Below are 22846 nucleotides of genomic sequence, written 5' to 3' on the forward strand. Positions count from 1 at the left end.
ATCTTGTTCTATGCGTACCTTGCGCACCCCGGAAGAGCGCTTCGCGGACCTGCCCGGCTTCCCGTACGAGCCCCGCTACGCCGAGGTCGGCGACGGCCTGCGCATGGCGTACGTCGAGGCGGGCCCCGCCGACGGCGAGCCCGTCGTGCTCCTGCACGGCGAGCCGACCTGGTCGTTCCTCTACCGCCACGTCATGGGCGAGCTGGCCGCGGCCGGGCTGCGCGCGATAGCGGTGGACCTGGTCGGGTTCGGCCGCTCGGACAAGCCGGTCGATCAAGGCGAGCACACCTACGCCAGGCACGTCGAGTGGACCCGCGCGCTGTTGTTGGAGGCGCTCGGCCTGCGCCGCATCACCATGGTGGGCCAGGACTGGGGCGGCCTGATCGGGCTGCGGATCGCCGCCGAGCATCCCGGGAGCATCGCCAGGATCGTGGCGGCCAACACGGGCTTGCCCACGGGTGACATTCCCATGCCCGAGGTGTGGCACCGGTTCAAGAACGCCGTGCTCAAGGCCCCGGTGCTGGACATCGCCAGGCTCGTCCAGGCGGGCTGCAAGACGGAGCTGTCCAAGGAGATCCGCGCGGCCTATGACGCGCCCTTCCCCGATGAGTCGTACAAAGCGGGCCCCCGCGTCATGCCGAGCCTCGTCCCGATCACGCCCGACGACCCGGCCGCGCCCGCCAACCGCGCTGCCTGGCATGTCCTCACGACGCTCGACCGGCCGTTCCTGGTGGCGTTCTCCGACGGAGACCCGATCACCGGAGGCATGGCGCCCATCCTGCGGGCATCGATCTCGGGCGCGTCCGGCCTGCGGCATCCCGTGATCAGCGGCGCGGGGCATTTCCTCCAGGAGGACGCAGGCGTGGAACTCGGGCGTCAGATAGCCACTTTCGTGACCTCCACCTAGCGTGTCAGGGGCGCCCAATCGTCGGTCCGGTGCGGTATAACCGGGGGCGGACCGGGGAGGCGTGATGCAGGAGTCCGGCAGGGCCCAGGCCGCGGGGCGGGCCGTGGCGCGGGATCTGTTCGAGAAGGTTCGGCTGCGTTATTACCAGATTCCCCCGGCCGTGCGCCGGGTCCTGTACGTGGTCGTACTGATCGCCACCATGGGCATGGGTGCGGCGCTCGGGTGGAACCTGCTCACGACCTTCCCCGTCGTCCTGCTGCTGCTCGCGTTCGTCGCGCTGACCATGCGCTTCCCCCGCGCCGCGGCGACCGTCCTGGTGGTCGCGGGCTGGGTCCCGCTGGCGCTCTACATCTTCTCCGGGCTGTTCCCCGCGGGCTCCGACGCGGTGCACCTGATGGTCGCACTGGCTCTGCCCGTCGCCGCGGCCGCCCACCTCATCCGCTGGGTGGCGCCGTGGGTCACCACGCTGCTGGCGCTCGCGCCCGCCGGCGTGCTCGCCGTGCCGCTCTCCTTTGTCGCCGCGAGCGTGGCGGTCTGGGTGGCGTACGCCGTGGCCGCCGTGGTGCTGGTCTACCGGTTCCTGCTGGCCCGCAAGGTCAGGGCGGAGAGCGCCGCGGCCGAGGAGCAGCAGGTACGGGTCAGGGTGCGCGAGGGCAGGCTCGAGCCGCCACAGGACAAGTCGGGCGGCCCGCCGCAGATCTCCGTCGAGGAGGCGCTCGGCGAGCTGGAGAGCATGGTCGGCCTGGCCCCGGTCAAGGAGCAGGTGCGCTCGATCGCCGCCTCCATCGAGGCGTCCAGGCTGCGGGCCGAGGCGGGCTACACCACCGGGCGGCCCACCAGGCACTTCGTCTTCGCCGGGCCGCCCGGCACCGGCAAGACCAGCGTGGCCCGCGCGCTGGCCAAGATCTTCTACGCTTTCGGCCTGCTGGAGACCCCTTACGTGGTCGAGGCGCAGCGGGCCGACCTGGTGGGCGAGTTCCTGGGCGCGACCGCGATCAAGACCAACGAGCTGGTCGACAGGGCGCTCGGCGGCGTGCTCTTCATCGACGAGGCGTACGGACTGGTCAACTCCTCCGACGGGCAGCCCGACAGGTTCGGCGCCGAGGCCGTGCAGACGCTGCTCAAGCGGGCGGAGGACGACCGCGAGCGGCTGATCATCATCCTGGCCGGCTACGAGCAGGAGATGGCCTCGTTCCTGTCCAGCAATCCCGGTCTGGCCAGCAGGTTCGCCACCAGGGTGCGCTTTCCCGGCTACTCCCCCGCCGAGCTGGTCGAGGTCACCGAGCTGCTCCAGCGGCGCAGGGGCGACACGATGGACGGCGAGACCAGGCGGGTGCTGCTCGGCCTGTTCGAGGACGTGCACCGGCGCGGCCTGGTCGACGAGCTGGGCAACGCCAGGTTCGCGCGCAGCCTGGTCGAGGCCGCCGCGCAGGCCCGCGACGTGCGTGTGGTGGGCGCCGGGGGCACCCCCACCACCCAAGACCTGGTCACCACCACGGCGCCCGACGTGACCAAGGCGTTCGACGAGCTGACCGCGCGCTTCCGCGGCTACGTCGCCACGCCCACGCTGGAGGAGGCGCTGGCCGACCTCGACGGGATGGCGGGCCTGGCGCCGGTCAAGCGGCAGGTGCACGCCATCGCGGCCCAGCTCCAGATGGCGCGGATGCGGCAGGAGCGCGGGCTGCCCACGCCGCCGCAGATGCGGCATTTCGTGTTCGTCGGCCCGCCCGGCACCGGCAAGACCACGGTCGCCAGGGTCGTGGGGCGCATCTTCGCCGCGCTCGGCCTGCTGGCCAGGCCCGACGTGGTCGAGGCGCACCGGGCCGACCTGGTCGGCCAGCACCTCGGCGCCACGGCGATCAAGACGAACGAGCTGGTCGACAGGGCGCTCGGCGGCGTGCTCTTCATCGACGAGGCCTACAGCCTGGTCAATCCCGGCTACCAGGGCGGCGACGCGTTCGGCGCCGAGGCCGTGCAGACGCTGCTCAAGCGGGCCGAGGACGACCGCGACCGGCTCGTGATCGTGCTGGCCGGCTACGAGCGCGAGATGGACTCGTTCCTGACCACCAACCCGGGCCTGGCCAGCCGGTTCAGCCAGCGCGTGGCCTTCCCCAGCTACTCGCCGCGCGAGCTGTCCGAGATCGCGGTGCTCCTGGCGGAGAAGGCCGGCGACACCTTCGACGACGAGGCGCTGCGCGACCTCGACGAGGTGTTCGCCTGGGTGTGCGAGGAGCGGCTGATCGACGGACTCGGCAACGGCCGCTTCGCCAGGTCGCTGTTCGAGCGCGCCGCCATGCGCCGCGACGTGCGGCTGGCCGCCCACGCCTCGCGCGGCGGGTCCGCCAGCTCGGCCGACCTGACGACGATCACCAGTGAAGACGTGCGCACCGCGGTCGACGAGCTTTCCGGACGTTGACCGTCTTCGGCGGTTGCCTGCGCGACGGCCGTCACTGTCTCCTCCCGCAGGGAGTAAGGCGGAGTCCCAGGCCGTGTCATGTTGTCTCATAGTGACGAGACGATGTCGTAGAGTGAGCGCGTCAGCGGCGACCGAGCCGATGTGCGGTGCGCGGCGGAGGGGGAGCGATGGCGGGGTTCTTGGCCCGCAGGCTGCTCAACTACGCCGTGCTTGTCGTTGTGGCTGCCAGCCTCGCCTACCTTCTGGCGGCCACGGCGCTCGATCCTCGTTCGAACTACGCGCAACGCACCCCCAAGCCTCCGCCAGCCGTCGTGGACGCGCAGCTCACGGCGCTCAACCTCAACGACAAGACGCCGCTGCTGCTGCGTTACGCCACGTGGGCGGGCGGGGTGCTGCGCGGCGACTTCGGCAAGTCCGTCGGGGGCGCTCCGGTCAACGACGATCTCAAGCGGCGCATGGGTGTGACGTTCCGGCTGGTGGTGCTGGGGATGCTGTTCGGGAGCCTGTTCGGGGTGCTGATGGGCGCCTTCGCCGCCGTCAGGCAGTACGGGTGGTTCGACCGTCTCTCGACCGGCCTGTCCTTCGTGGTGCTCGCCGTGCCGGTCGTGGTGCTGGCCAACACGCTGATCCTGGCCGCCGCCTGGGCCAACTCGAACGTCTTCGGCCGCTCGGTGTTCCTGGTGAGCGGCGAATACAGCGTGGGACTCACCTCCGGCTTCTGGGGGCAGCTGCTCGACCGGCTGCAGCACCTGATCCTGCCGACGATCTCGCTGTCGCTGGGCCTCATCGCGGTCTTCAGCCGCTACCAGCGCAACATGATGCTCGACGTGCTCGGCGCCGACTTCGTCCGCACGGCCAGGGCCAAGGGGCTGAGCAGGCGCCAGGCGCTCATCAAGCACGCGCTGCGGACGGCGCTCATCCCGGTGGCGACCTATTTCGCGTTCACGTTCGGGGCGCTGCTGATGGGGGCCACGTTCACCGAGAAGATCTTCGGCTGGCACGGGCTCGGCGAGCAGCTGATCAACTCCATCTTCAGCAACGACGTCAACACCGTCGCGGCCATCTCCATGCTGGCGGCCGTCGCCGTGCTGTGCTCCTCGCTCGCCTCCGACCTGCTGCAGGCCGCGCTCGACCCGAGGGTGCGGGCGTGATGACGCTTTCCGACGAGGAGCTGGCCGAGGAGCTGTCCGGCGGCGCTCTGGGCCGGGCGCCGTCCAGGGTGCGGGTGGTCTCCAGGCGCTTCTTCCGCTCCAGGCAGGGGCGGGCCGGGTTCGCGGTGCTGGCGCTGATGTTCCTGCTGGCCTTCGCGGGGCCGCTGTTCAGCAGGTGGACGTACACCGACAAAGACTTCACGGCGTTCATGCAGCCGCCGTCAGTCACACACTGGTTCGGAACGCTCCAAACCGGGTCAGACGTGTACGCGGTGACGCTGCGCGGCATGCAGAAGTCCCTGGTCGTGGGGCTGCTCGCGGCCCTGATCTCCACGGCGCTGGCAGCCGTGGTCGGGTCGTTCAGCGGCTACTTCCTGGGCTGGACGGACCGGACGCTCAGCTGGGTGACGGATCTGCTGCTGGTGCTTCCGGGCTTTCTGATCCTGGCGATCATGTCGCCGCTGTTCGGGGCCGGGCAGTGGTGGCTGTTCGTGATCATGCTGGCGCTGTTCCTGTGGATGGTCACCTCGAAGATCGTCAGGGGGATGACGATCTCGGTGAAGGAGCGGGAGTTCATCCAGGCCGCCCGCTACATGGGCGTCTCCCCCGTACGGATCATCTTCCGCCACGTGATCCCCAACCTGTCGTCGCTGCTGATCGTGGACGCCACGCTCAACGTCAGCAGCGCCATCCTCACCGAGACCTCGCTCTCCTACTTCGGGTTCGGCATCCAGCCGCCCGACGTGTCGTTCGGGACGCTCATCGCCGACGGGTCCAGGACGGCCGTCTACGCACCGTGGACGTTCTGGTTCGTGGCGGGACTGCTGGTGATCACGGTGCTCGCGGTCAACCTCGTCGGCGACGCGCTGCGTGACGCGTTCGACCCCTCGGCTTCGCGGCGGAAGGCGCAACGGTGAGCCCGGTTCTCGAGGTCAGCGATCTGAACGTGTCGTTCGACGGCGTGCCGGCCGTGCGCGGGGTGAGCCTTGACGTACGGCCCGGCGAGGTCCTCGGCATCGTCGGCGAGTCGGGCTCGGGCAAGTCGGTCACCTCGGCGGCCATCATGGGCCTGCTGCCGCCGGGGGCGCGCGTCACCGGGTCCGTACGGCTGCACGGCAGGGAGCTGATCGGGGCCTCGGACCGGGAGCTGACATCCTTCCGCGGCAAGTCCATCTCGATGGTGTTCCAGGACCCACTGTCCGCGCTGACCCCCGTCTACCGGGTGGGCGACCAGATCGCCGAGGCGGTGCGCGTGCACCAGCGCGTGAGCAAGGAGACGGCCATGGTCAAGGCCGTCGAGCTGCTCGAACTCGTGGGCATCCCGCACCCGGCCGAGCGGGCGCTGGCCTTCCCGCACGAGTTCTCCGGCGGCATGCGGCAGCGCGTGGTGATCGCGATGGCCATCGCCAACGACCCCGACGTGATCATCTGTGACGAGCCGACCACGGCGCTCGATGTGACCATCCAGGCGCAGGTGCTGGAGGTGCTGAAGAAGGCGCAGCGCAAGACCGGCGCCGCGATCATCATGATCACTCACGATCTCGGGGTGGTGGCCGGGTTCGCCGACCGGGTGCTGGTCATGTACGCGGGGCGGCCCGTCGAGGTGGGCGACGTGGACGACATCTTCTACGGGACGCGGATGCCGTACACGCTGGGGTTGCTGGGCTCCATCCCGCGCGTGGACAGGGGCGGGCGGCAGCCACTGACCCCCATCGAGGGCAACCCGCCCTCTCCGCAGGCGCTGCCGCCGGGGTGCCCGTTCGCGCCGCGCTGCCCGATGAAGATCGACGCGTGCGACGAGCGGGAGCCGCCGCTGTTCGAGGTGGGGGCGGGGCATCGGGCGGCCTGCATCCGCTGGTCCGAGGTACGGCCACGCGTGCCCGCGCCCGTGCACGCCGAGCCGGGGGCGCAGGCCCGCGGGCAGCGCCCGGTGCTGGAGGTCCGCGACCTGGTCAAGGAATATCCGCTGCTCAAAGGGGCGGTGTTCAAGCGCAGGGTGGGCACGGTGCACGCGGTGGCGGGGGTCAGCTTCGACCTCCGGCAGGGTGAGACGCTGGGGCTGGTCGGCGAGTCGGGCAGCGGCAAGACGACCACGCTGACGCAGATCCTGGAGCTGGCCTCGCCCCAGAGCGGCCGCATCGTCGTGCTCGGGCACGACACCGCGCGGCTCGGCGGCTCCGAGCGCAGGGCGATCAGGCGCGACATGCAGGTGGTCTTCCAGGATCCGCTGGCCTCGCTCGACCCGCGCATGACGGTGCACGATATCCTGTCCGAGCCACTGCGTACGCACGGGCAGCGGCGACCGGGGCGGCGGATCGGCGAGCTGCTCGCCCTGGTCGGGATGGACGCCTCACACGCCGCCCGCTACCCGCAGGACTTCTCCGGCGGCCAGCGGCAGCGCATCGGCATCGCCAGGGCGCTGGCCCTGGAGCCCCAGCTGCTGGTCCTCGACGAGCCGGTCTCGGCACTGGACGTGTCGATCCAGGCCGGGGTGATCAATCTGCTCGGCTCGCTCAAGGCCCGGCTGGGGCTGTCCTATTTGTTCGTGGCGCACGACCTGGCCGTGGTGCGCTACATCGCCGACCGGGTGGCGGTGATGTACCTGGGCAGGATCGCCGAGATCGGCCAGGTGGACGCCGTGTTCGGCGCCCCGGCGCATCCGTACACGCAGGCTCTGTTGTCGGCGATCCCGCTGCCCGATCCGGTACGCGAGCGCGCGCGGGAGCGGATCCTGCTCGAGGGCGACCTGCCCAGCCCGGCCAACCCTCCGACGGGCTGCAGATTCCGCACCAGGTGCCCGAAGTTCCGCGCCGAGCTCACCGACGAGGAGCGGAGGCTCTGCGTGGACGTCGAGCCCGAGGTACGCCCGCTGGGCGAGGACCAGGGGGCGGCCTGCCATTACGCCGAAAGGCGCGAAGTCGTATAGACCTCGCCATACCAGGAGGAATTCGCTCGATGAAAGCATCACGTCTTGTCGTGGCCGTCGCTGTGACGGGCGCGCTGTGCCTGGCGGGCTGCGGCGGGGGCCCGGGGGGCGGCTCCAAGGGCCGGGCGGGCGGCGGGGACGAGCGTACGATCAAGGCCTTCGACATCAACCTGCAGCCGCGTGACAAGGTCAAGGACGGCGGGACGCTGCGGTGGGGGATCAACGAGTTCCCCACGCAGTGGAACAGGAACCACGTGGACGGCAACCTGGCCGTGGCCGCCTCGGTCAGCAACGCGCTGCTGCCCTCGCCGTTCGTGTCCAACGAGAAGGCGGAGATCTCGGTCAACCGGGACTACGTGCTCGACGCCGAGGTCACCGAGCAGCAGCCCAAGCAGGTGATCACGTACCGGCTGAACCCCAAGGCGAAGTGGTCCGACGGGAAGCCGATCACGTGGGCCGACTACCAGGCGCAGTGGCACGCGCTGAACGGGCGGAACCCCGCGTTCCACATCGCCTCGTCCACCGGCTACCAGGACATCGAGAAGGTGGCGCGGGGCAAGGACGACTTCGAGGTGGCGGTGACGTTCGACAAGCCGTTCGGGGACTGGCAGTCGCTGTTCGGGCCGCTGCTGCCGGCCTCGACCAACCAGACGCCCGAGGCCTTCGACCACGCCTGGCTGAACAAGATCCCGGTCACGGCGGGGCCGTTCAAGTTCGGGGGGTTCGACCAGACTGCCAAGACGATCACGCTCGTGCGGGACGACTCCTGGTGGGGCAACCGGGCCAAGCTCGACAAGATCATCTATCGGGCGTCGGAGCAGGACTCGCTGATCGGGGCGTTCAGCAACGGGGAGCTCGACATCACCGACGTGGGCCCGTCGGCTCCCGACTACGCGCGGGCCAAGAACACGCCGGGGGCGCAGGTCCGGCAGGCAGCCGGACCCGATTTCCGGCATTTCACCTTTAACGGGGGCAGCGAGCTGCTCAAGGATCAGAACGTGCGCCAGGCCATCCAGCTCGGCATCAACCGCCAGGCCATCGCGCAGTCGGACCTCCAGGGCCTGGACTGGCCGATCGCCCTGCTGAACAACCACTTCTTCATGAACACCCAGGAGGGCTACCAGGACAACGCCGGGAAGCTCGGCGTGTACGACCCCGCCCGCGCGCGGCAGATGCTGGACGCCGCCGGGTGGAAGCTGAACGGCACGGTCCGGCAGAAGAACGGCAAGGTGCTCGATCTGCGGTTCGTGGTGCCGTCGGGGGTTCAGGTGAGCAAGCAGGAGGGCGAGCTGGCGCAGACCATGCTGGCCGCGATCGGCGTGAAGCTGACGATCAAGGCCGTGCCCAGCGACGACTTCTTCACCAAGTACGTCATCCCCGGCAACTTCGACATCACGCCCTTCGCGTACATCGGGACGCCGTTCCCCGTTTCCAGCAGTTACGGGATCTACGCGAATTCTCCCGACGGCAAGACGTGGAACGCCAACTTCGGCCGCATCGGCTCGCCCGCCATCGACCAGGCCATGAGCCGCGCCGCCCAGACCCTGGATCCGGCGCGGGCCCGTACGTTGACGAATCGGGCGGATGCGTTGATCTGGCCGGTGGTCAATGTGCTGCCGCTCTACCAGCGCCCGCAGAACGTCGCGACCCGGCAGACGCTGGCCAACGTGGGGGCGCGCGGCTTCTACGACATTCGTTACGAGGACATCGGCTTCACCGGCTGACCCATGGGGGTCTGTCGGTGGCGAGGTGTAGAAGTGGACGCGTGGCAACGAAGGTGACCTGGCCCCAGATCCTCGCGTGGCGCCTGCGCAGACAGTTCGTGAGCGATCACGACGCGCCGGATGCCGTGGCGGTCGCCCGGCGGTTGTGCGGCATCCAGACGCAGGTCGCCTCGTCGGCCCAGCTCGCGGCGGCGGTCAGGCGCGGCAGGCCCGACCACGACGAGATCGACAGGGCCCTGTGGAGTGACCGCACGCTGGTCAAGACGTGGATCATGCGGGGCACCCTCCACCTCGTCCCCTCCGACACGCTGGCCGACTACTGCGCGGCCCTGAGCACGTTGCGCTTCTGGGAGAAGGGCTCGTGGCAGCGCGGGCACGGCGTCACGGCCGACGAGATCGCGGCGATCATCGGCGCCGTCCCCCGCGCCCTGAGCGACGGGACGCCCGCCGAGGGGACGGCCGGCGCACGGATGCTCGGAGAGCGGCCGTCCGGCGGGGCGGCGCCCGGTGAGGGGACGCCCGGCCAGGGAGTGCCTGGTGGCCGGATGCTCGGCGGGCGGGCGCTGACCAGGGAAGAGCTCGTGGATGCCGTGGTGGCGGTGACGGGAGACGTTCACCTCAGGGAGGCGCTCACGTCCGGCTGGGGCGCCCTGCTCAAGCCGTTGAGCCGCCTGGGCGAGCTCTGCTACGGCCCGCCCCGCGACGGCAGGGTGACCTTCACCGCCCCGCGCGCCTGGCTCCCGGGATGGCCTGCCGCGCTCCCGCCGTACGAGGAGGCCGGTGTGCGGGTGGCCCGGGCGTTCCTGGGCGCGCACGGGCCGGCGACGCCAGAGATGTTCGACACGTGGCTGTTCGGCGGCGTGGCGAAGAAGACGGTGCTGAAGGGGTGGTTCCGTGACCTCGCGCCCGAGCTGACCGAGGTCGAGACGGATGACGGGCAGACGCTGCCGGCGTTGACCGAGCACCTCGACGACCTGGCCGGCACCGGGCCCTCGACCGAGGTCCACCTGCTGCCGGGCTTCGACCAGTACATCCTGGCCGCCCCACGCGCCCTCGCGCCGCTCATCCCACCACCGCTCAAGCCCAAGGTGAGCCGCCAGGCAGGGTGGATCTCCCCCGTGGTCGTCCACGAGGGGCGGGTGGCCGGCGTCTGGGAGGCCAAGAACGGCCGCATCACCGTCGACCTGGCGGCCCCGGTCCCCCAGCAGCCCCTCGACGAGGCCATCGCCCGCGTCCGCTCCCTGCTGCCGTAACCCGCTGACCGCCGGGCGCCGCGGTCGTGGCCCGGTTCCGGCCCGGCCACGACCTGACGAGCGCGTCTCGAACGCCGCGGCACCCAGCCCGCGACCGCGACGGCCCGCAGCGACGTCAAGTGCCGCTTGCGGCGATCACCCGGTCGGCGACGTCAGGTGGTGGCCATTACGCGGTCGACGATGCCCTTGGTGCCTTCCTCACGCGCACAATGCGCGCAGCAGTACCAGTGCTCGCCCGACTGCACCCCATGTCCGATGACCTTGGTGCCGCAGTGCTCGCAGACGGGCGCCATCCCCTCGATCGCGCACTGGAAGCAGTCGAAGGTGTGCACCGCTCCCTGCGCATGCACCTCGAACGCCATGTCGTAGTCGTTTCCGCACGTCTCGCAGACAGCCATGGTGATCCCCTTTGTAGTCGATCCGCCGGGGGGATACCCGGTTACGTGGTCTCTTTTCCCCAAAGAACCACCAATTTCCCCAAACGGCCCAATGTACTCAACTCAGGACCGATCCACCGCGAAGCGGGTCAGAAGGGGCAGGCCCAGGAGCCCGAGGGCGGCCAGGGCCGTGGGCAGGCCGAGCCGGCTGCTGAGACCGGCCACGAGGAGCGGGCTGATCACGAACCCCGTGTACGAGATCGTCGACACCCCCCACACCAGCGTCCCGCTCGGATCGTCGGCGGCGGCCCGGCTGAGGAGGGCGGGCACCAGGGGGCCCAGCGCCAGGCCGGTCAGCGCGAAGCCCGCCATGGAGATCAGCACGGTCCCGCCGAGCCCCGCCAGGGCGATCCCCGCCCCACCGCCCAGCCCCGCCACCAGGTACAACACCTTCAACGGCATGCGGGGCAGCGCCTGCGCGACGAGCCGCCCGGCCGTCAGCGCCGCCATGTAGATGGAGGGCGCGGCACTCGACACCAGGGGCGTGGCGCCCCGATGCTCCTCCAGCAGCAGCACAGACCACTGCTCGACCGAGTTCTCGATGATCAGCACGCATGCGGCCAGCGCCCCCACCGCGATCGCGGCCCCCCACAGTCCGCGCCTGCCGGTGTCCGAGGAGGTCGCGGGCGCGCCTTGGCCCGCAGGCAGGGCCAGCGCCGACAAGGACGCGACGATCACGATGAGGGCGATGAGCAGGAGGACGGTGCCGACGTTCAGGCCGAGGGATCGGGCCAGGCCGGTGGCGGGGGCCGCCGCTATGACAGTGACCGGAAAGGCCGCGTGCACCGGCTGGAAGAGGCGGCGGCCGGTCTCGCGCTCGGCCCGCCCTGTGGCCAGGTTCAGGGCGATGTCGAGCGCCCCGCTGGCGGCGCCCACCACCAGCAACGCCGGCGGGAGCTGCCACGGTGCGTTCACCAGCCCGATCCCGGCCACGCTCACCGCGAACATGGCCGCCGTCGCCGTCAGCGCCGCCCGTTCGCGGCCCCGCACCAGCCGTCCGGCCAGCGCCATCGCGGGCAGGGCCCCCACGGGTACGGCGCTCAGCGCCAGCCCCAGATCGCCCGCCGAGATGCCCAGCTCCAGCTTGATGGCGGGCAGGAGGGCCGACCAGGACCCCCAGAAGACGGCCCACGCTGCAGACACTGCGATAAGCGGCATTTACCGCGGCTCCTTGAAAATTTCGGTAATGTCACGGCAAAGATCAAGACCGTCCTTATTTACCCCATTGAAGGGAAAATCGTGCTGATCCGAACCGCCATTGCGACCGCCCTGGTCGCGGCCGGTGTCGCCGCCATCCCCTCCTCCGCGTACGCCGCCACCGCCTCCTACACCCCCGAGCGCGTCTGCGGCCCCGGCTTCCACCGCGTCAAGGACGGCCACCGGACGATGAAGACCCACGAGGGCGCGGTGTTCGGGCACGTCTACCTGATGTACAACAAGCGCAGTGGCAAGAACTGCGTGGCCGCGATCAAGACCGCGTACACCGGCACCCGCACGGTCACCGGCGCCTACCTGGAGGTGAAGGGCGGCGGCCGGTCGGAGGACGAGCAGAAGTACCAGTACTACGCCGAGACCGGCCACATCGACGGCGCCTGGAAGTGTGTGCGGTACGCGGGATGGACCCGCGACCCCAGCGGCCGCGTGGAGGCCTGGGGCGGCCGCAAGGGCTGGAGCAACTGCAAGGGCTGAACAGCCGGGGTGTCCCGGCCGTCCGGACGGGAGGACTGAGGGCGGAGCGTCCCGCGCCCGCCCGCTCCCCCGTGAACACCTCGGGCGCCGTGTACGCCGGAGTGCCCGACACCTCGCCGGTCCTGGTGAGCGACATGTCGAGCGTGCGCGCGATGCCGAAGTCGATCACCCGCGGGCCGTCGGGACCGAGCAGCACGTTGTCCGGTTTGAGGTCGCGGTGCACGACACCCGCCTCGCGGCCGTCGTTTCCTGGCGAACCTGTCGCGGACCGCGGACGATCGCCGGCCGCGTGCAGCACCTTGACGGCGACCCGGTTGCCGTAGGCGTCGTACACCACGCCCTGCCCGCCTGACCCGAGCCGCCCGGCGAGCCGGCAATTCCCGATGCGCTGGGGATCCCCCGCGCTCAGCGCCTCCCTGGCGGGTTAGATGTCGCCTATTTCGCGGAAGTTGTCACAGACAGGGGGCCTGTCCTGTCCTCCTCTTGTAAGAACACGAGGAGGCTCATATGACCCAGCGGATCAACGTCGCGAAGAACGTCCCCGAGGCGTACCACCACTTCATCGCCGTGGAGAAGCTGCTCCACGACAGCGAACTGCCGACCACCACCATCGAACTGGTCAAACTGCGCGCCAGCCAGATCAACGGCTGCGGCTACTGCGTGGACATGCACAGCCGCGACCTGAAGAAAGCCGGTGAGAGCGATGAGCGGATCTGGTCTCTGGTCGCCTGGCGGGAGGCCACCGTGTACACCCCGGCCGAGCGGGCCGCACTGGCGCTGACGGAGGAGGCGACCAGGCTGGCCGACCGCGAGGCGGTGCCGGACGCGGTGTGGGAGGAGGCCGCCCAGCACTACAGCGAGAAGCAACTGGGGCTGCTCATCGTGGCCCTCGCGATGATCAACGCCTGGAACCGGATCGGGGTCGCGGCCCGGCTCACACCCGGAACCTGACCATTCGTGGAAATGCATTGAGAGACCCGGCCGTAGCCGGTTAGGTTGGCGCGCATAGCGGGCGGCAAGCGCCCGCCATGCCGCCGCCAAGTGGCGCGGCGCACAGCCTGGAGCAGGAGAGACGGGACACGCTTCGGAAGGGGGAGACCATGAGACGGGTCAAAGTCTCGAAGTCGGCGGCCAAGCGGCGCACGCGACTGACCATGGAGCTGGACCTGCGGACGCCGACGGGTCGCACCCTTCCCTACTGACTTGCTCCTTACACCCAATTTATCGGGGGTTCTGTAGATAAAAGAGGTAACAAAGTCATCACGGGGGGCTCACGATGAAGAGGCTTGTGGTGGTGCCGCCACACATTGCCAGGCACAAGGTCCGCGACATCCATTCCGGATACCGCCGCAGGCCGCCCGCCGACCCCAAGGTGATCGACCTGCGGGCCTACACCGGCCGCAATGTCATCCGCTTCCCTGGCGGCCCCACCCCCGCCGCCTGACGCTGAGTGGGGCGAGCCGTCACTACGAGGCGGGTTTCATGCCGCCTCGTTCTCGCCCGTGGGTGGCCGCGCAGGCCCCGTGTGGATCAACCGGATGATCGCCTGGCTCATCCGGGCGTAGTCGTGGTCGTTGACCAGCTCGCCGCAGAGGCGGAAGTCGTTCATCACCGCGATCCGGTCGGCGAGGGTGACGATCTCCGGCAGGTCTGAGGAGATCAGCAGCAGCGCCAGCCCGGATCCCGCCAGCTCGGCGATCAGTTCGTGGAACGCCGCCTTGGTGCGTACGTCGATGCCGACCGTCGGCTCGTCCACGATGAGGATCTCGCATTCGGCGGCGAGCCACTTCGCCAGGCTGACCTTCTGCTGGTTGCCGCCGGAGAGCTGGCCGGCGAGCTGGGACGGCGAAGAGATCCTGATGCCCAGCCGGTCGACGTACCGGGCCACCAGGCGACGCTCCACCCGATCGGTCACCAGCCCGGCCCTTGCCAGGCGCCGCCACACCGTGACGCCGACGTTGCGGGCGATCGGCTGGTCGAGGAAGAGGCCCTCTTCCTTGCGGTTCTCGGTCACGTAGCCGATGCGGTAGCCGCGGAGCGCATCGCCGACATCGCGGATGCGTACCGGACGGCCCTGCACCTCCACCGTTCCCGACGTGATCCGGTCGAGCCCGAGCAGCGCCTTGGCCAGTTCGCTGCGGCCGGCCCCGACCAGGCCGTACAGTCCGAGGATCTCCCCCGGGCGCACGGACAGGGAGATGTCGCGGTGGCCTCGCGTGGTGCACACCTTGTCCAGCCTCAGGGCCGGCACCGCCGCCGGGTCGACGTGCCGCTCGGCGAGACGGACCGAGGAGTACGCCCGCCCGACCATGAGGTCGACGATCTGGTCCTGCGTGTAGCCGGCGAGCGGCTCGGCCTCGGCCACGCTGCGCCCGTCGCGCAGCACGGTGACCGTGTCCGCGACCGCGAAGACCTCCTCCAGCTTGTGGCTCACCAGCACGACGGCGTGTCCGCTCCCGCGCAGCTTGCGCACGATCCCATAGAGCCGGTCGGCCTCGTCGCCGGTGAGCGACGCGGTCGGCTCGTCGAGGAGCAGCACCTTGCTGTCGACGCTCAGCGCCTTGGCGATCTCGACCAGCTGCGCCTGCGCCACGGACAACCGGGAGACCGGGGTGTCCGGGTCGAGGTCCAGATCGAGCAGGTCGAGGCAGCGGCGAGCCTCGGCGCGCATCCGCGCCCGGTCGACGAGGCCGAAGTGCCGCGGCAGGTGGTGCAGCATGATGTTCTCAGCGATGGAGAACTCGGGGATCAGGTTGCGCTCCTGGTGCACCACGCCGATGCCGGCCCGCTGGGCGTCGAGAGGGCCGTTCATGTGCAGGTCGGTGTCGCCGAGCCGGACCCGTCCGCCGTCCGGCCGGTGCACGCCGGTCAGGATCTTGATGAGCGTGCTCTTGCCCGCGCCGTTCTCGCCCAGGAGGGCGTGCACGCTGCCGGCGGTGAGCCGCAGGGTGGCCCCGTCCAGCGCGCGGACTCCCGGGAACGTCTTCACCAGGTTCTCGGCGGTGAGCATCATGACGACCCCTTCGACAGCTTCTGGCGTACGGTGCCGAGCAGCACCGCACCGAGGACGACCGCGCCGACGATCAGGTCGATCCAGCGCGGGTTGATGTCGAACTGCGCCTGCATGACGTCCACCAGCCGGACCAGGAACGCCGCGAGGCAGGTGCCGGCGACGCTGACCACCCCGCCGGTGAGCGCGACCCCTCCGATGATCGGCGCGGCGAAGCTCGGCAGCAGCAGATCGTCGCCGATGCTGGAGTTGACGGAGCCGGAAGCGGCGACCGTGATGACGGCGGCGACCCCGGCGAGCAGGCCGCTGAGCCCGTGCGCGATGACGATCGACCGGTCGTTGGAGACGCCGGACAGCCGTGCGGCGAACGGGCTGCCGCCGGTCGCCAGCAGCTGCCGGCCCACGACCGCGCGGCCGAAGAACAGGGCCACCAGGGCGGCCACCACCAGAGCGAGGATGAGGACGACCGGCAGGCCGAGCACCGAGGCGGTGCCGATGTCGCGCAGCCCTTGCGAGTATCCCTGGAAGGTGTCCGGGCCGTTGACCCCGTACCGTAGCCCTTCGATGATCGTCATGGTGGCGAGAGTCACGATGAAGCCGTTGATCCGGGTGAACACGACGAGCAGCCCGTTGACGAGACCGGCGGCGAAGCCGACCCCGAGCGCGCCCAGCACGGCCAGCGGGGCGGGCAGGCCGCCTTCGAGCATGAGCCACGCCGCGACCATCGCGCACAAGCCTGTGAGTGTGCCGACCGACAGGTTCATCTGGCCGATGGCCAGCACCACCATCTGGGAGAGCCCGATGACGATCGGGACGGCGAGAAAGCGGAAGAACGCGTCCAGCGTGCCGCGTGAGAGCAAGTTGCCGTCCGTGGCGATGGCGAGCGCGACGAAGCCGACGGCGGCGAGCACGGCGAGGGTGAACTCAGGCCGGGCGGTGACACCCTTGAGCCTCCAGCCGAGGCCGCTGCGGCCGGCCGTCGTGGTGCCGGCGCTCATGCCCGGGCCCCCCTTCGTTCCGCGACGACGTGGCGCACCCGGTCGAGCGACAGCGCGGCGAGCAGCACCAGGCCGATGTAGAGATTGAGCTGGTCGAGCTGGAACTGCAGCAGGTTCAGGCCCTTGTAGATGACCTGTGTGAGCGTCGCGCCCAGCACCGTGCCGAGCACGCTGACGGCGCCGCCGGCCAGCAGCGTGCCGCCGAGCACCGGGCCGAGGAACGACGGCAGCAGGAACGCGTCGCCGATGCGTGCCGAGAACGCACCGTTGTTCGCGGCGAGCAGGAAGCCGGCCAGCCCGGCGAGCAGCCCGCTGAGCGCGTGCGCCTGCACCACCCGGCTCCGTACGGGGATGCCTGACAGCTCGGCCGCCTTCTCGTTGGCGCCGGTCATCAGGATCTCCCGGCCCAGCCTGCTGAAGCGGAACAGCAGCCCGACCGCCAGCACCGCGACGAGGGCGAGCGGTACGACGAGGGGGATGTACGGGCCGCACAGGTCGCCCATGCAGTAGTCGGCGAAGGTGTCGTTGCGCAGCGCGTCCATACCGGCGGGCCGGACGCTGAAGGCGACGCCGTCGGTGAACCTGGTGTAGAGGATCGTGATGAGACCCACCAGGCCGAAGTCCATCGCCAGCGTGACCACGAACGAGTTGACTCCCGTACGCGAGATGATCAGCCCGGCCAGCGCACCGAGCAACATGCCCACGATCAGCCCGATCACCAGGCCGGCCACCAGCGGCACGCCGAGGCGATCGTAGGCCAGCCCCATGGCGAACGCGCTCATCGCCGCCATCCGGCCGACGGCCATGTTCATGTGCCCCAGCGACAGCACCGCCAGCTGAGAGAGGCCGACCACCGCGTACACGCTGATGTCCGACTGCAGCGGCACGAGCGTGAGCGTGGTGTCCATGAACGCCGGCCGCAGCGCGGTGAAGAGAGCAGCCAGGGCGATCAGCAGGACGAGCAGCCCGAGACGCGGGTTCGCCCAAAGCGGCATCCTCGACGGCCTGCGCGCACCCGCTGCGGGAGTCTCCGGCGGCGTCGTCGTCCGCGTAGTCACCGGACTCTCCGGTCGTCGATCGCGTCGCGGTCCCACTCGATGCCGAGCCCAGGAGAGGTCGGCGGCAGGGCGTGCCCGTCGACGATCTCGATCTCCCGCCGCGTGATCGCCCTGAGCTGGGGGATGTGCTCCAGGTAGCGGCTGTTCGGCACCGCGCAGCAGAGGCTCACATGCAGCTCCATGAGGAAATGCGGGCAGACCGGCACGTTGTACGCCTCGGCCAGGTGGGCGACCTTGAGCCAGGGCGTGATGCCTCCGATACGCGCCACGTCCACCTGCACGATGCCGGCCGCCTGCCGGTGCAGGTACTCGCGGAACTGCGCCACGGAGTAGAGCGACTCACCGACCGCGATGGGGATCGAGGATGCCGCGGCCAGTGCCTGGTGCCCGGCGACGTCATCGCCCGGCAACGGCTCCTCGAACCAGTACGGGTCGGACGGTTCGAGGAGCCGGGCACGCCTGATCGCCTCGGCAGGAGTGAGCGACTGATTGGCGTCGAGCATCAGGTCGAAGTCGGGCCCGACCGCCGCGCGGACGGCGGCCAGCCTCTCCGCGTCCTCCACGGGAGAGCGGCCGATCTTGAGCTTGGCCCCGGGCCAGCCCGCGGCCTGGCCGGCTTTCGCGCCGGCGATGAGTTCCTCGGTCGTGAGGTGCAGCCAGCCGCCTTCGGTGTCGTACAGCGGGATGCGGTCCTTCGCGCCTCCCGCGAGGACCCACAGCGGCTGGCCCGCGTCCTTGCACCGCCAGTCCCACAGGGCCGTGTCGACGGCGGCGAGAGCCAGGGAGGTGATCGCCCCGACCGTGGTCGCCCGGGTCGCGGCGAACAGGTCATGCCACACGGCCTCGACCCGGCGGGCGTCCGCGCCCGCCAGCCTGGGCAGCAGGTTGTCGCGAAGCAGGGCGAGCACGGCCGTGCCGCCGGTGCCGATCGTGTACGTGTAGCCGGTGCCGGTGCCGCCGTCGTCGGTGTGGATCTCGACGAAGACGGTTTCCTGCTTGACGAACGACTGGACGGCGTCCGTGCGTACGGTCTCGACCTCGAGGTCGACGAGGTACGCCTCGGCGTGAGTTATCGCGGGCAAAGGAGGCTCCTTCTGGGCTTGTGGGGCTACTTGCAGGACAGGTACTGGCTGTCGAACGCCTTCTTCAGCCCGTCCGTCTTCGCCTGCCGGTCCGTGTCGTAGGTGGCGATGTTGTCCTTGGTGACGACGAAGGAGCCGGAGTCGATGATCACTCCCGGCTGCGTCATCGTGCAGCCGCCCGCGAGCTTCGTCAGCGCGTACGACCCGACGGACGCCTGGCCGACCGGGTTCTGCAGCACGGTCGCGGCGACCGAGCCGTCCTTGATGCCGGCGAGGATGGCCTTGTCGTCGTCGATCGCGACGACCTTGATCGGCAGCTTGGACTGCTTGACGCCCTCCGCGGAGGCCACCGCGGGGTTGTAGGCGGTGTTGACGATGCCCTGGATCTGGTCACCTTTGGCGGCGAGGAGGTCGGCGACCGACTTCTGCGCCGTCTGCAGGTCCTTGTCCACGTCGGTCACGGTCTGCAGGAGCTTGACCTTCCCGCCGGTCTCGTCGACCGCCTTCTGCACCCCCGCGATGCGACGTTGGGTGTTGGAATCCACCTTGTTGCCCGTCAGGTGCACGAGGTCACCCTGGCCGCCCATGGCTTCGATCGCGGCCTGCGCCGCCTTGTAGGCGGCCAGCTGGACGTCGGTGGACAGGCAGAAGTCCGCCTTGTCGACGTCGCCCGCCGGGCAGGACGCCAGCGAGGCGACCGGGAAGCCCTGCCGCTTGAGGTCCTCGAAGGTGGCGTTGATGTTCTCCGGGGAGACGCCGAAGACGCCGAAGGCGTTGTAACCCTGCGCGGCGAGGGACTTCAGCACATCGTTCTGCTTGGTCTGGTCCCAGTCCGAGGTCTCGTTGAAGGTGACGTCACCGACGCCCAGATCGCTCTTCGCCTTGACGGCCGCGTCCTTCCACGGCTGGAAGTAGGGGTGTGCCCCGCCGGGGACCAGGGCGATTTTGACCTGGTCAGACGTCCGGGTGAGCGCACCTGCCGTCGCTGTGTCGTCGCTCTTCCTCGTGCAACCGGCGGTAGCGGTGGCGGCGAGCGCCAGAGCGGCAGCCAGCCCGCCGAGCCGGACCAGGGGTCGTCGATTCATGACCACGCCTCTCAAGGATCGTGGATCCTATAGGATGTTTCCTGGAGGTATAGTCCGTCCCTTGTCAGGACGTCAAGACTTAACATTCGGGTAATGCGCGGACTTCGTGGGAGGATCTGGCCCGATGGCACCCACCGAACCGATCCGGCTCAGGCGGTCGACGCTCGGCGATGACGTCTACGACACGCTCAGAGCGCGGATCCTCGAGCACAGCATGCAGCCCGGCGACCGCGTCAACATCGACGCGCTGGCCCGCGAGCTCGACGTGTCCCAGACGCCCATTCGCGAAGCCCTGGCCCGCCTCGAGTCCGACGGGCTGGTCCGCAAGCGCCCCCTCGTTGGGTACACGGTCAGCCCGCTGCTCACCCGCGCCGAGTACACCCACATGTTCGAGATGCGGCTGCTGCTGGAGTGCGCCACCGCGCGATGGGCCGCCGAGCGGGCCACCTCAGAGCAGCGCGAGGCGATCGCCGCGGAGGCCGCCACATCGATAGAGCTGGAGCCGGACGACCCCAGCGGCTGGCACGCGGCCTTCACCACCCATGACGCCCGGTTCCACGACCTCATCGCCGAGGCGTCGGGCAATCCCCTGCTGCGCGACGGCCTCGATCGTTTGCATGTCCACCTCCACCTGCACCGGAGATACTTCCCCTACGCCCACGCCGGCACGACGATCGAGGAGCATCATCGGATCGCCGCGGCCATCGAGGCCGGAGACCCGGACGCGGCCGAGGCAGCGATGCGGGGGCACCTGACCGAGGCACGCGAGCGCCAGCTGACGGCGTTCGACTGACGCCTCCGGGCCGGCCCGGTCGCCGGTGCCCGAGCGGCACCTTCCATCGGCCCGGCGGTCGCCGGGTCAGGACGTCCCTCGGCGCATCGATCTTCGGACGGCGGCGGACCGGCCGGGCACGGCATGTCGGTGCTGATGGTCTCAGGCCGATGAGACGGGCCGGCCTGGCGGCACGCGGTGGCCGTCTCCGCCCCGCGCTCGGCGCCGACGCATTCGACTCCGAGGCGCCCGCTCACGTCACGGCCGGAACGGACGGCTTCGTACTGGACAACGGCCTGCCACGGACCCGCGTCCACGGCGCCGGCCTGGCCAGGTGTTCGACCGCGCGGCCGGCTCACGGCCGGCGGGGCCCCTCCAGGCACCGCCCGGCCGAGGCCGAGCGGTGGGTTTTCGAGGTCAGCCGTAGAGGCGCTTGGTGTAGGCCTCGCCGTAGTACGTCTCCAGCTCTTCGAGGCTCTCCGCCACTGTCTGCACGTCTTTGACGAGTTTGGCGTGGGACGGCAGGGCGGCAGGGTTCCAGCTGTCCGGCTTCCAGAGGGACGAGCGCAGGAACGACTTGGCGCAGTGGAAGAAGATCTGCTCGATCTCGACCACGAGCGCGAGGTGCGGGCGGTGGCCCTTGACGATCATCTCGTCGAAGAACGGGGCCTCGCGGACGAGCCTGGCCCGGCCGTTGACGCGCAGGGTCTCGTTGCGGCCGGGGATCAGGAAGATCAACCCTACGTGCGGATTTTTCAGGATATTCGTGAATCCGTCCGCTCTGCGGTTGCCTGGGCGGTCCGGCACGGCGATGGTCGTGTCGTCGATGACGTGGACGAACCCGGCCGGGTCGCCCTTGGGCGAGACGTCGCAGTTTCCGGCGTCGTCGGACGTGGCGATCAGGCAGAACGGGGAGGCCGCCAGCCACTGCCGGTCGCGCTCGTGCAGCCGTACGCGCTCCTTGGTCGCCGCCCTCGGCATGACCTCACCGAGCAACTCGCGCAACTCCGCCTCGGACTCGATCTCCGTCCAGCTCATCTGCTCTCCCTTCGGGGGTTATCACCATTTTGTCAGGGAGCGCGGCTCGAAATCCGTGACGTTTCGCACAGCGAGACTGCCCACTCCCGCCCAGCGTGCGCCCATGCTCGAGCCACAGGCCGCCAGCGCGGGCTACCGTGCCTGCTCGGGACAGGCTCGACCGGATTGCGCGCACTCAAAGCAGCCGCGCGCGGGGCGGCGGTGTGGCGCGGGCAGAGCGTGGCGGGGAGAGGCGGAAGTTACCAGCGGCGGGCGTGGAACATCGCGGTCAGGTGCGCGTCGCGTTCCGCCGTGAAGCGGGCCGGATCCATGCCCTGGCGCTCGGCCCGCAAGTGCAGCATCGTCAGCTCGGTCGCCGCGTGCTGGTAGTCGCTCATAGCCCGGCCGAGCCCCGCTCCCCTGGCCCACTTGCGGGCCGCCTTGCGGCCCGGCAGGGTGCTCAGCATCCGGACGTCGGCCGGGGTGACCAGCCCGGTCTGCTCGTAGCCGGGCAGGTAGACGCCCATCCTGGCGACGAGCTGGCGGCGCTCGACGACGGTCACGACGATCAGCAGCACGAGCGCGGCCATGATCACGAGGTACGCCACACCCAGCCAGGCCAGCGAATTGGTGGTGGCGGCGCCGTTCCAGAGGCCGTGCAGGAAGACCGCGGCCAGGTAGCCGAGCGGGATCGCGGCGAACCTGGCCGGGGTGCGCCGGGTGAGCGCGTACGCGACGCCGAGGCCGATCATGGACGTGTAGATGGGGTGGCCCAGCGGGTCGATGAGCCCGCGCATCACGAACAGCTGGACCGCCCCGCCCGCGCCGTCCGCGCCGTACGCGAGCAGGTAGTAGCCGATGTTCTCCACGGCGGCGAAGCCCAGGCCGGCCATGGACGCGTACACGATGCCGTCGGTCAGCCCGTCGATCTCCTGCCGCCTGCGCAGGAGCAGCAGCAGCGCCGAGCCCTTGAGCGCCTCCTCGACCACGGGGGCCAGCAGCACCGTGCCCACGTCGTTGACGACCGCGGCGCCGAGCCCCGCCTTGGCGAACAGCGCCTGCCCCACCATGGTCAGCGCGACGCCCAGCACGATCGCCACGCCCGCGCCCCACGCGAACGCGAACGCCAGGTTCAGCTTGGGCTCGGGCTCCAGCCGGTCGAGCGAGAGCACGGCCGCGAGCAGCACCGGCAGCGGCGCCACGGCCAGCAGCGCCGACAGGGCGAACCCGATGGGCCCGCCCGACAGCAACATGGCGGCCAGCGCGAGCAGCGCCAGGGCGCTGGAGACGACCAGGCCGATCAGGAGGGCCACACTGGGAC

At 70.1% G+C, this 22846-nt stretch carries 20 protein-coding genes and 1 pseudogene; 11 read left to right on the forward strand and 10 right to left on the reverse strand.

The genetic code is table 11. From position 1 onward, the window contains the following. The first annotated feature begins 10 nt into the window (after positions 1-10). The 7 genes from ACQPWU_RS43145 to ACQPWU_RS43175 all read left to right on the forward strand — a co-directional run bounded on the left by ACQPWU_RS43145 (position 11) and on the right by ACQPWU_RS43175 (position 10377). Positions 11-907, forward strand: coding sequence for a haloalkane dehalogenase (locus ACQPWU_RS43145; protein ID WP_433431438.1), 897 nt, complete (start codon positions 11-13; stop codon positions 905-907). A gap of 64 nt (positions 908-971) precedes the next feature. After that, positions 972-3323, forward strand: a complete 2352-nt coding sequence (locus ACQPWU_RS43150) for an AAA family ATPase (protein WP_433431439.1) — start codon at positions 972-974, stop codon at positions 3321-3323. Positions 3324-3490: 167 nt separating this feature from the next. After that, complete coding sequence (locus ACQPWU_RS43155; protein ID WP_433431440.1) at positions 3491-4474, forward strand: ABC transporter permease; 984 nt, start codon at positions 3491-3493, stop codon at positions 4472-4474. Further along, the gene (locus ACQPWU_RS43160; protein WP_433431441.1) at positions 4474-5391 is read left to right on the forward strand and encodes an ABC transporter permease; all 918 of its coding nucleotides are present in this window, start codon (positions 4474-4476) and stop codon (positions 5389-5391) included. The genes ACQPWU_RS43155 and ACQPWU_RS43160 overlap by 1 nt, the downstream gene beginning before the upstream one ends. Further along, a complete protein-coding gene (locus tag ACQPWU_RS43165; RefSeq protein ID WP_433431442.1) occupies positions 5388-7400 on the forward strand; it encodes a dipeptide ABC transporter ATP-binding protein in 2013 nt (670 codons plus the stop codon). Before ACQPWU_RS43160 ends, ACQPWU_RS43165 begins: the two co-directional genes overlap by 4 nt. A gap of 29 nt (positions 7401-7429) precedes the next feature. Next, positions 7430-9124 carry an ABC transporter family substrate-binding protein gene (locus tag ACQPWU_RS43170; protein WP_433431443.1) on the forward strand — a complete coding sequence of 565 codons (1695 nt, stop codon included), beginning with the start codon at positions 7430-7432 and terminating at the stop codon, positions 9122-9124. Positions 9125-9165: 41 nt separating this feature from the next. Beyond that, positions 9166-10377 (forward strand): DNA glycosylase AlkZ-like family protein, encoded by a 1212-nt coding sequence (locus tag ACQPWU_RS43175; protein WP_433431444.1) that lies wholly within the window; start codon positions 9166-9168, stop codon positions 10375-10377. A 152-nt stretch (positions 10378-10529) separates the two neighbouring features. On the opposite strand, the gene ACQPWU_RS43180 is transcribed toward ACQPWU_RS43175, so the two are convergent. Continuing rightward, entirely contained in the window at positions 10530-10775 is a 246-nt protein-coding gene (locus ACQPWU_RS43180) for a hypothetical protein (RefSeq protein WP_433431445.1), read from the reverse strand. Between the two features lie 102 nt (positions 10776-10877). Continuing rightward, a complete protein-coding gene (locus ACQPWU_RS43185) occupies positions 10878-11972 on the reverse strand; it encodes a hypothetical protein (protein ID WP_433431446.1) in 1095 nt (364 codons plus the stop codon). Positions 11973-12053: 81 nt separating this feature from the next. Between ACQPWU_RS43185 and ACQPWU_RS43190 the strand changes: the two genes are divergently transcribed. Next, positions 12054-12503, forward strand: a complete 450-nt coding sequence (locus ACQPWU_RS43190) for a hypothetical protein (protein ID WP_433431447.1) — start codon at positions 12054-12056, stop codon at positions 12501-12503. Positions 12504-12576: 73 nt separating this feature from the next. Here the strand turns inward: ACQPWU_RS43190 and ACQPWU_RS43195 are convergent. Continuing rightward, a pseudogene (locus tag ACQPWU_RS43195) lies at positions 12577-12840 on the reverse strand (protein kinase domain-containing protein); the annotation flags it as partial. 170 nt (positions 12841-13010) lie between these two features. Here ACQPWU_RS43195 and ACQPWU_RS43200 point away from each other — a divergent pair. Both ACQPWU_RS43200 and ACQPWU_RS43205 read left to right on the forward strand, forming a co-directional pair. Further along, positions 13011-13454 (forward strand): carboxymuconolactone decarboxylase family protein, encoded by a 444-nt coding sequence (locus ACQPWU_RS43200; RefSeq protein ID WP_433431448.1) that lies wholly within the window; start codon positions 13011-13013, stop codon positions 13452-13454. Positions 13455-13779: 325 nt separating this feature from the next. Continuing rightward, positions 13780-13947 carry a hypothetical protein gene (locus tag ACQPWU_RS43205; RefSeq protein ID WP_433431449.1) on the forward strand — a complete coding sequence of 56 codons (168 nt, stop codon included), beginning with the start codon at positions 13780-13782 and terminating at the stop codon, positions 13945-13947. A 36-nt stretch (positions 13948-13983) separates the two neighbouring features. On the opposite strand, the gene ACQPWU_RS43210 is transcribed toward ACQPWU_RS43205, so the two are convergent. The 5 genes from ACQPWU_RS43210 to ACQPWU_RS43230 are packed head-to-tail and all read right to left on the reverse strand — an operon-like array spanning position 13984 to position 19736. Beyond that, on the reverse strand, positions 13984-15516 hold the full coding sequence (locus ACQPWU_RS43210) for a sugar ABC transporter ATP-binding protein (protein ID WP_433431450.1): 1533 nt from the start codon (positions 15514-15516) through the stop codon (positions 13984-13986). Next, on the reverse strand, positions 15513-16511 hold the full coding sequence (locus ACQPWU_RS43215; protein ID WP_433431451.1) for an ABC transporter permease: 999 nt from the start codon (positions 16509-16511) through the stop codon (positions 15513-15515). Before ACQPWU_RS43215 ends, ACQPWU_RS43210 begins: the two co-directional genes overlap by 4 nt. Continuing rightward, on the reverse strand, positions 16508-17506 hold the full coding sequence (locus ACQPWU_RS43220) for an ABC transporter permease (protein ID WP_433431452.1): 999 nt from the start codon (positions 17504-17506) through the stop codon (positions 16508-16510). Before ACQPWU_RS43220 ends, ACQPWU_RS43215 begins: the two co-directional genes overlap by 4 nt. Before the next feature lie 59 nt (positions 17507-17565). Further along, complete coding sequence (locus ACQPWU_RS43225) at positions 17566-18651, reverse strand: mandelate racemase/muconate lactonizing enzyme family protein (protein ID WP_433431453.1); 1086 nt, start codon at positions 18649-18651, stop codon at positions 17566-17568. 26 nt (positions 18652-18677) lie between these two features. Then, positions 18678-19736 (reverse strand): sugar ABC transporter substrate-binding protein, encoded by a 1059-nt coding sequence (locus tag ACQPWU_RS43230; RefSeq protein ID WP_433431454.1) that lies wholly within the window; start codon positions 19734-19736, stop codon positions 18678-18680. 124 nt (positions 19737-19860) lie between these two features. Here ACQPWU_RS43230 and ACQPWU_RS43235 point away from each other — a divergent pair, with 124 nt between their 5' ends. Then, entirely contained in the window at positions 19861-20529 is a 669-nt protein-coding gene (locus ACQPWU_RS43235; RefSeq protein ID WP_433431455.1) for a GntR family transcriptional regulator, read from the forward strand. Between the two features lie 396 nt (positions 20530-20925). Here ACQPWU_RS43235 and ACQPWU_RS43240 read toward each other — a convergent pair whose 3' ends face one another. Both ACQPWU_RS43240 and ACQPWU_RS43245 read right to left on the reverse strand, forming a co-directional pair. Then, positions 20926-21546: a pyridoxamine 5'-phosphate oxidase family protein gene (locus ACQPWU_RS43240; RefSeq protein ID WP_433431456.1), complete on the reverse strand. Its 621-nt coding sequence runs from the start codon at positions 21544-21546 to the stop codon at positions 20926-20928. Positions 21547-21785: 239 nt separating this feature from the next. After that, the gene (locus ACQPWU_RS43245; RefSeq protein ID WP_433431457.1) at positions 21786-22838 is read right to left on the reverse strand and encodes a PrsW family intramembrane metalloprotease; all 1053 of its coding nucleotides are present in this window, start codon (positions 22836-22838) and stop codon (positions 21786-21788) included. Positions 22839-22846: the final 8 nt, after the last annotated feature.

Source organism: Nonomuraea sp. CA-141351 (assembly GCF_050944675.1).
In the GTDB taxonomy this organism is placed as follows: domain Bacteria; phylum Actinomycetota; class Actinomycetes; order Streptosporangiales; family Streptosporangiaceae; genus Nonomuraea.

Coding starts and splice junctions, on each gene's coding strand:
- ACQPWU_RS43145 (WP_433431438.1), top strand. CDS start 11: ATGCGTACCTTGCGCACCCCGGAAGAGCGCTTCGCGGACCTGCCCGGC.
- ACQPWU_RS43150 (WP_433431439.1), top strand. CDS start 972: ATGCAGGAGTCCGGCAGGGCCCAGGCCGCGGGGCGGGCCGTGGCGCGG.
- ACQPWU_RS43155 (WP_433431440.1), top strand. CDS start 3,491: ATGGCGGGGTTCTTGGCCCGCAGGCTGCTCAACTACGCCGTGCTTGTC.
- ACQPWU_RS43160 (WP_433431441.1), top strand. CDS start 4,474: ATGACGCTTTCCGACGAGGAGCTGGCCGAGGAGCTGTCCGGCGGCGCT.
- ACQPWU_RS43170 (WP_433431443.1), top strand. CDS start 7,430: ATGAAAGCATCACGTCTTGTCGTGGCCGTCGCTGTGACGGGCGCGCTG.
- ACQPWU_RS43180 (WP_433431445.1), bottom strand. CDS start 10,775: ATGGCTGTCTGCGAGACGTGCGGAAACGACTACGACATGGCGTTCGAG.
- ACQPWU_RS43185 (WP_433431446.1), bottom strand. CDS start 11,972: ATGCCGCTTATCGCAGTGTCTGCAGCGTGGGCCGTCTTCTGGGGGTCC.
- ACQPWU_RS43200 (WP_433431448.1), top strand. CDS start 13,011: ATGACCCAGCGGATCAACGTCGCGAAGAACGTCCCCGAGGCGTACCAC.
- ACQPWU_RS43205 (WP_433431449.1), top strand. CDS start 13,780: ATGAAGAGGCTTGTGGTGGTGCCGCCACACATTGCCAGGCACAAGGTC.
- ACQPWU_RS43210 (WP_433431450.1), bottom strand. CDS start 15,516: ATGATGCTCACCGCCGAGAACCTGGTGAAGACGTTCCCGGGAGTCCGC.
- ACQPWU_RS43215 (WP_433431451.1), bottom strand. CDS start 16,511: ATGAGCGCCGGCACCACGACGGCCGGCCGCAGCGGCCTCGGCTGGAGG.
- ACQPWU_RS43220 (WP_433431452.1), bottom strand. CDS start 17,506: ATGCCGCTTTGGGCGAACCCGCGTCTCGGGCTGCTCGTCCTGCTGATC.
- ACQPWU_RS43230 (WP_433431454.1), bottom strand. CDS start 19,736: ATGAATCGACGACCCCTGGTCCGGCTCGGCGGGCTGGCTGCCGCTCTG.
- ACQPWU_RS43235 (WP_433431455.1), top strand. CDS start 19,861: ATGGCACCCACCGAACCGATCCGGCTCAGGCGGTCGACGCTCGGCGAT.
- ACQPWU_RS43240 (WP_433431456.1), bottom strand. CDS start 21,546: ATGAGCTGGACGGAGATCGAGTCCGAGGCGGAGTTGCGCGAGTTGCTC.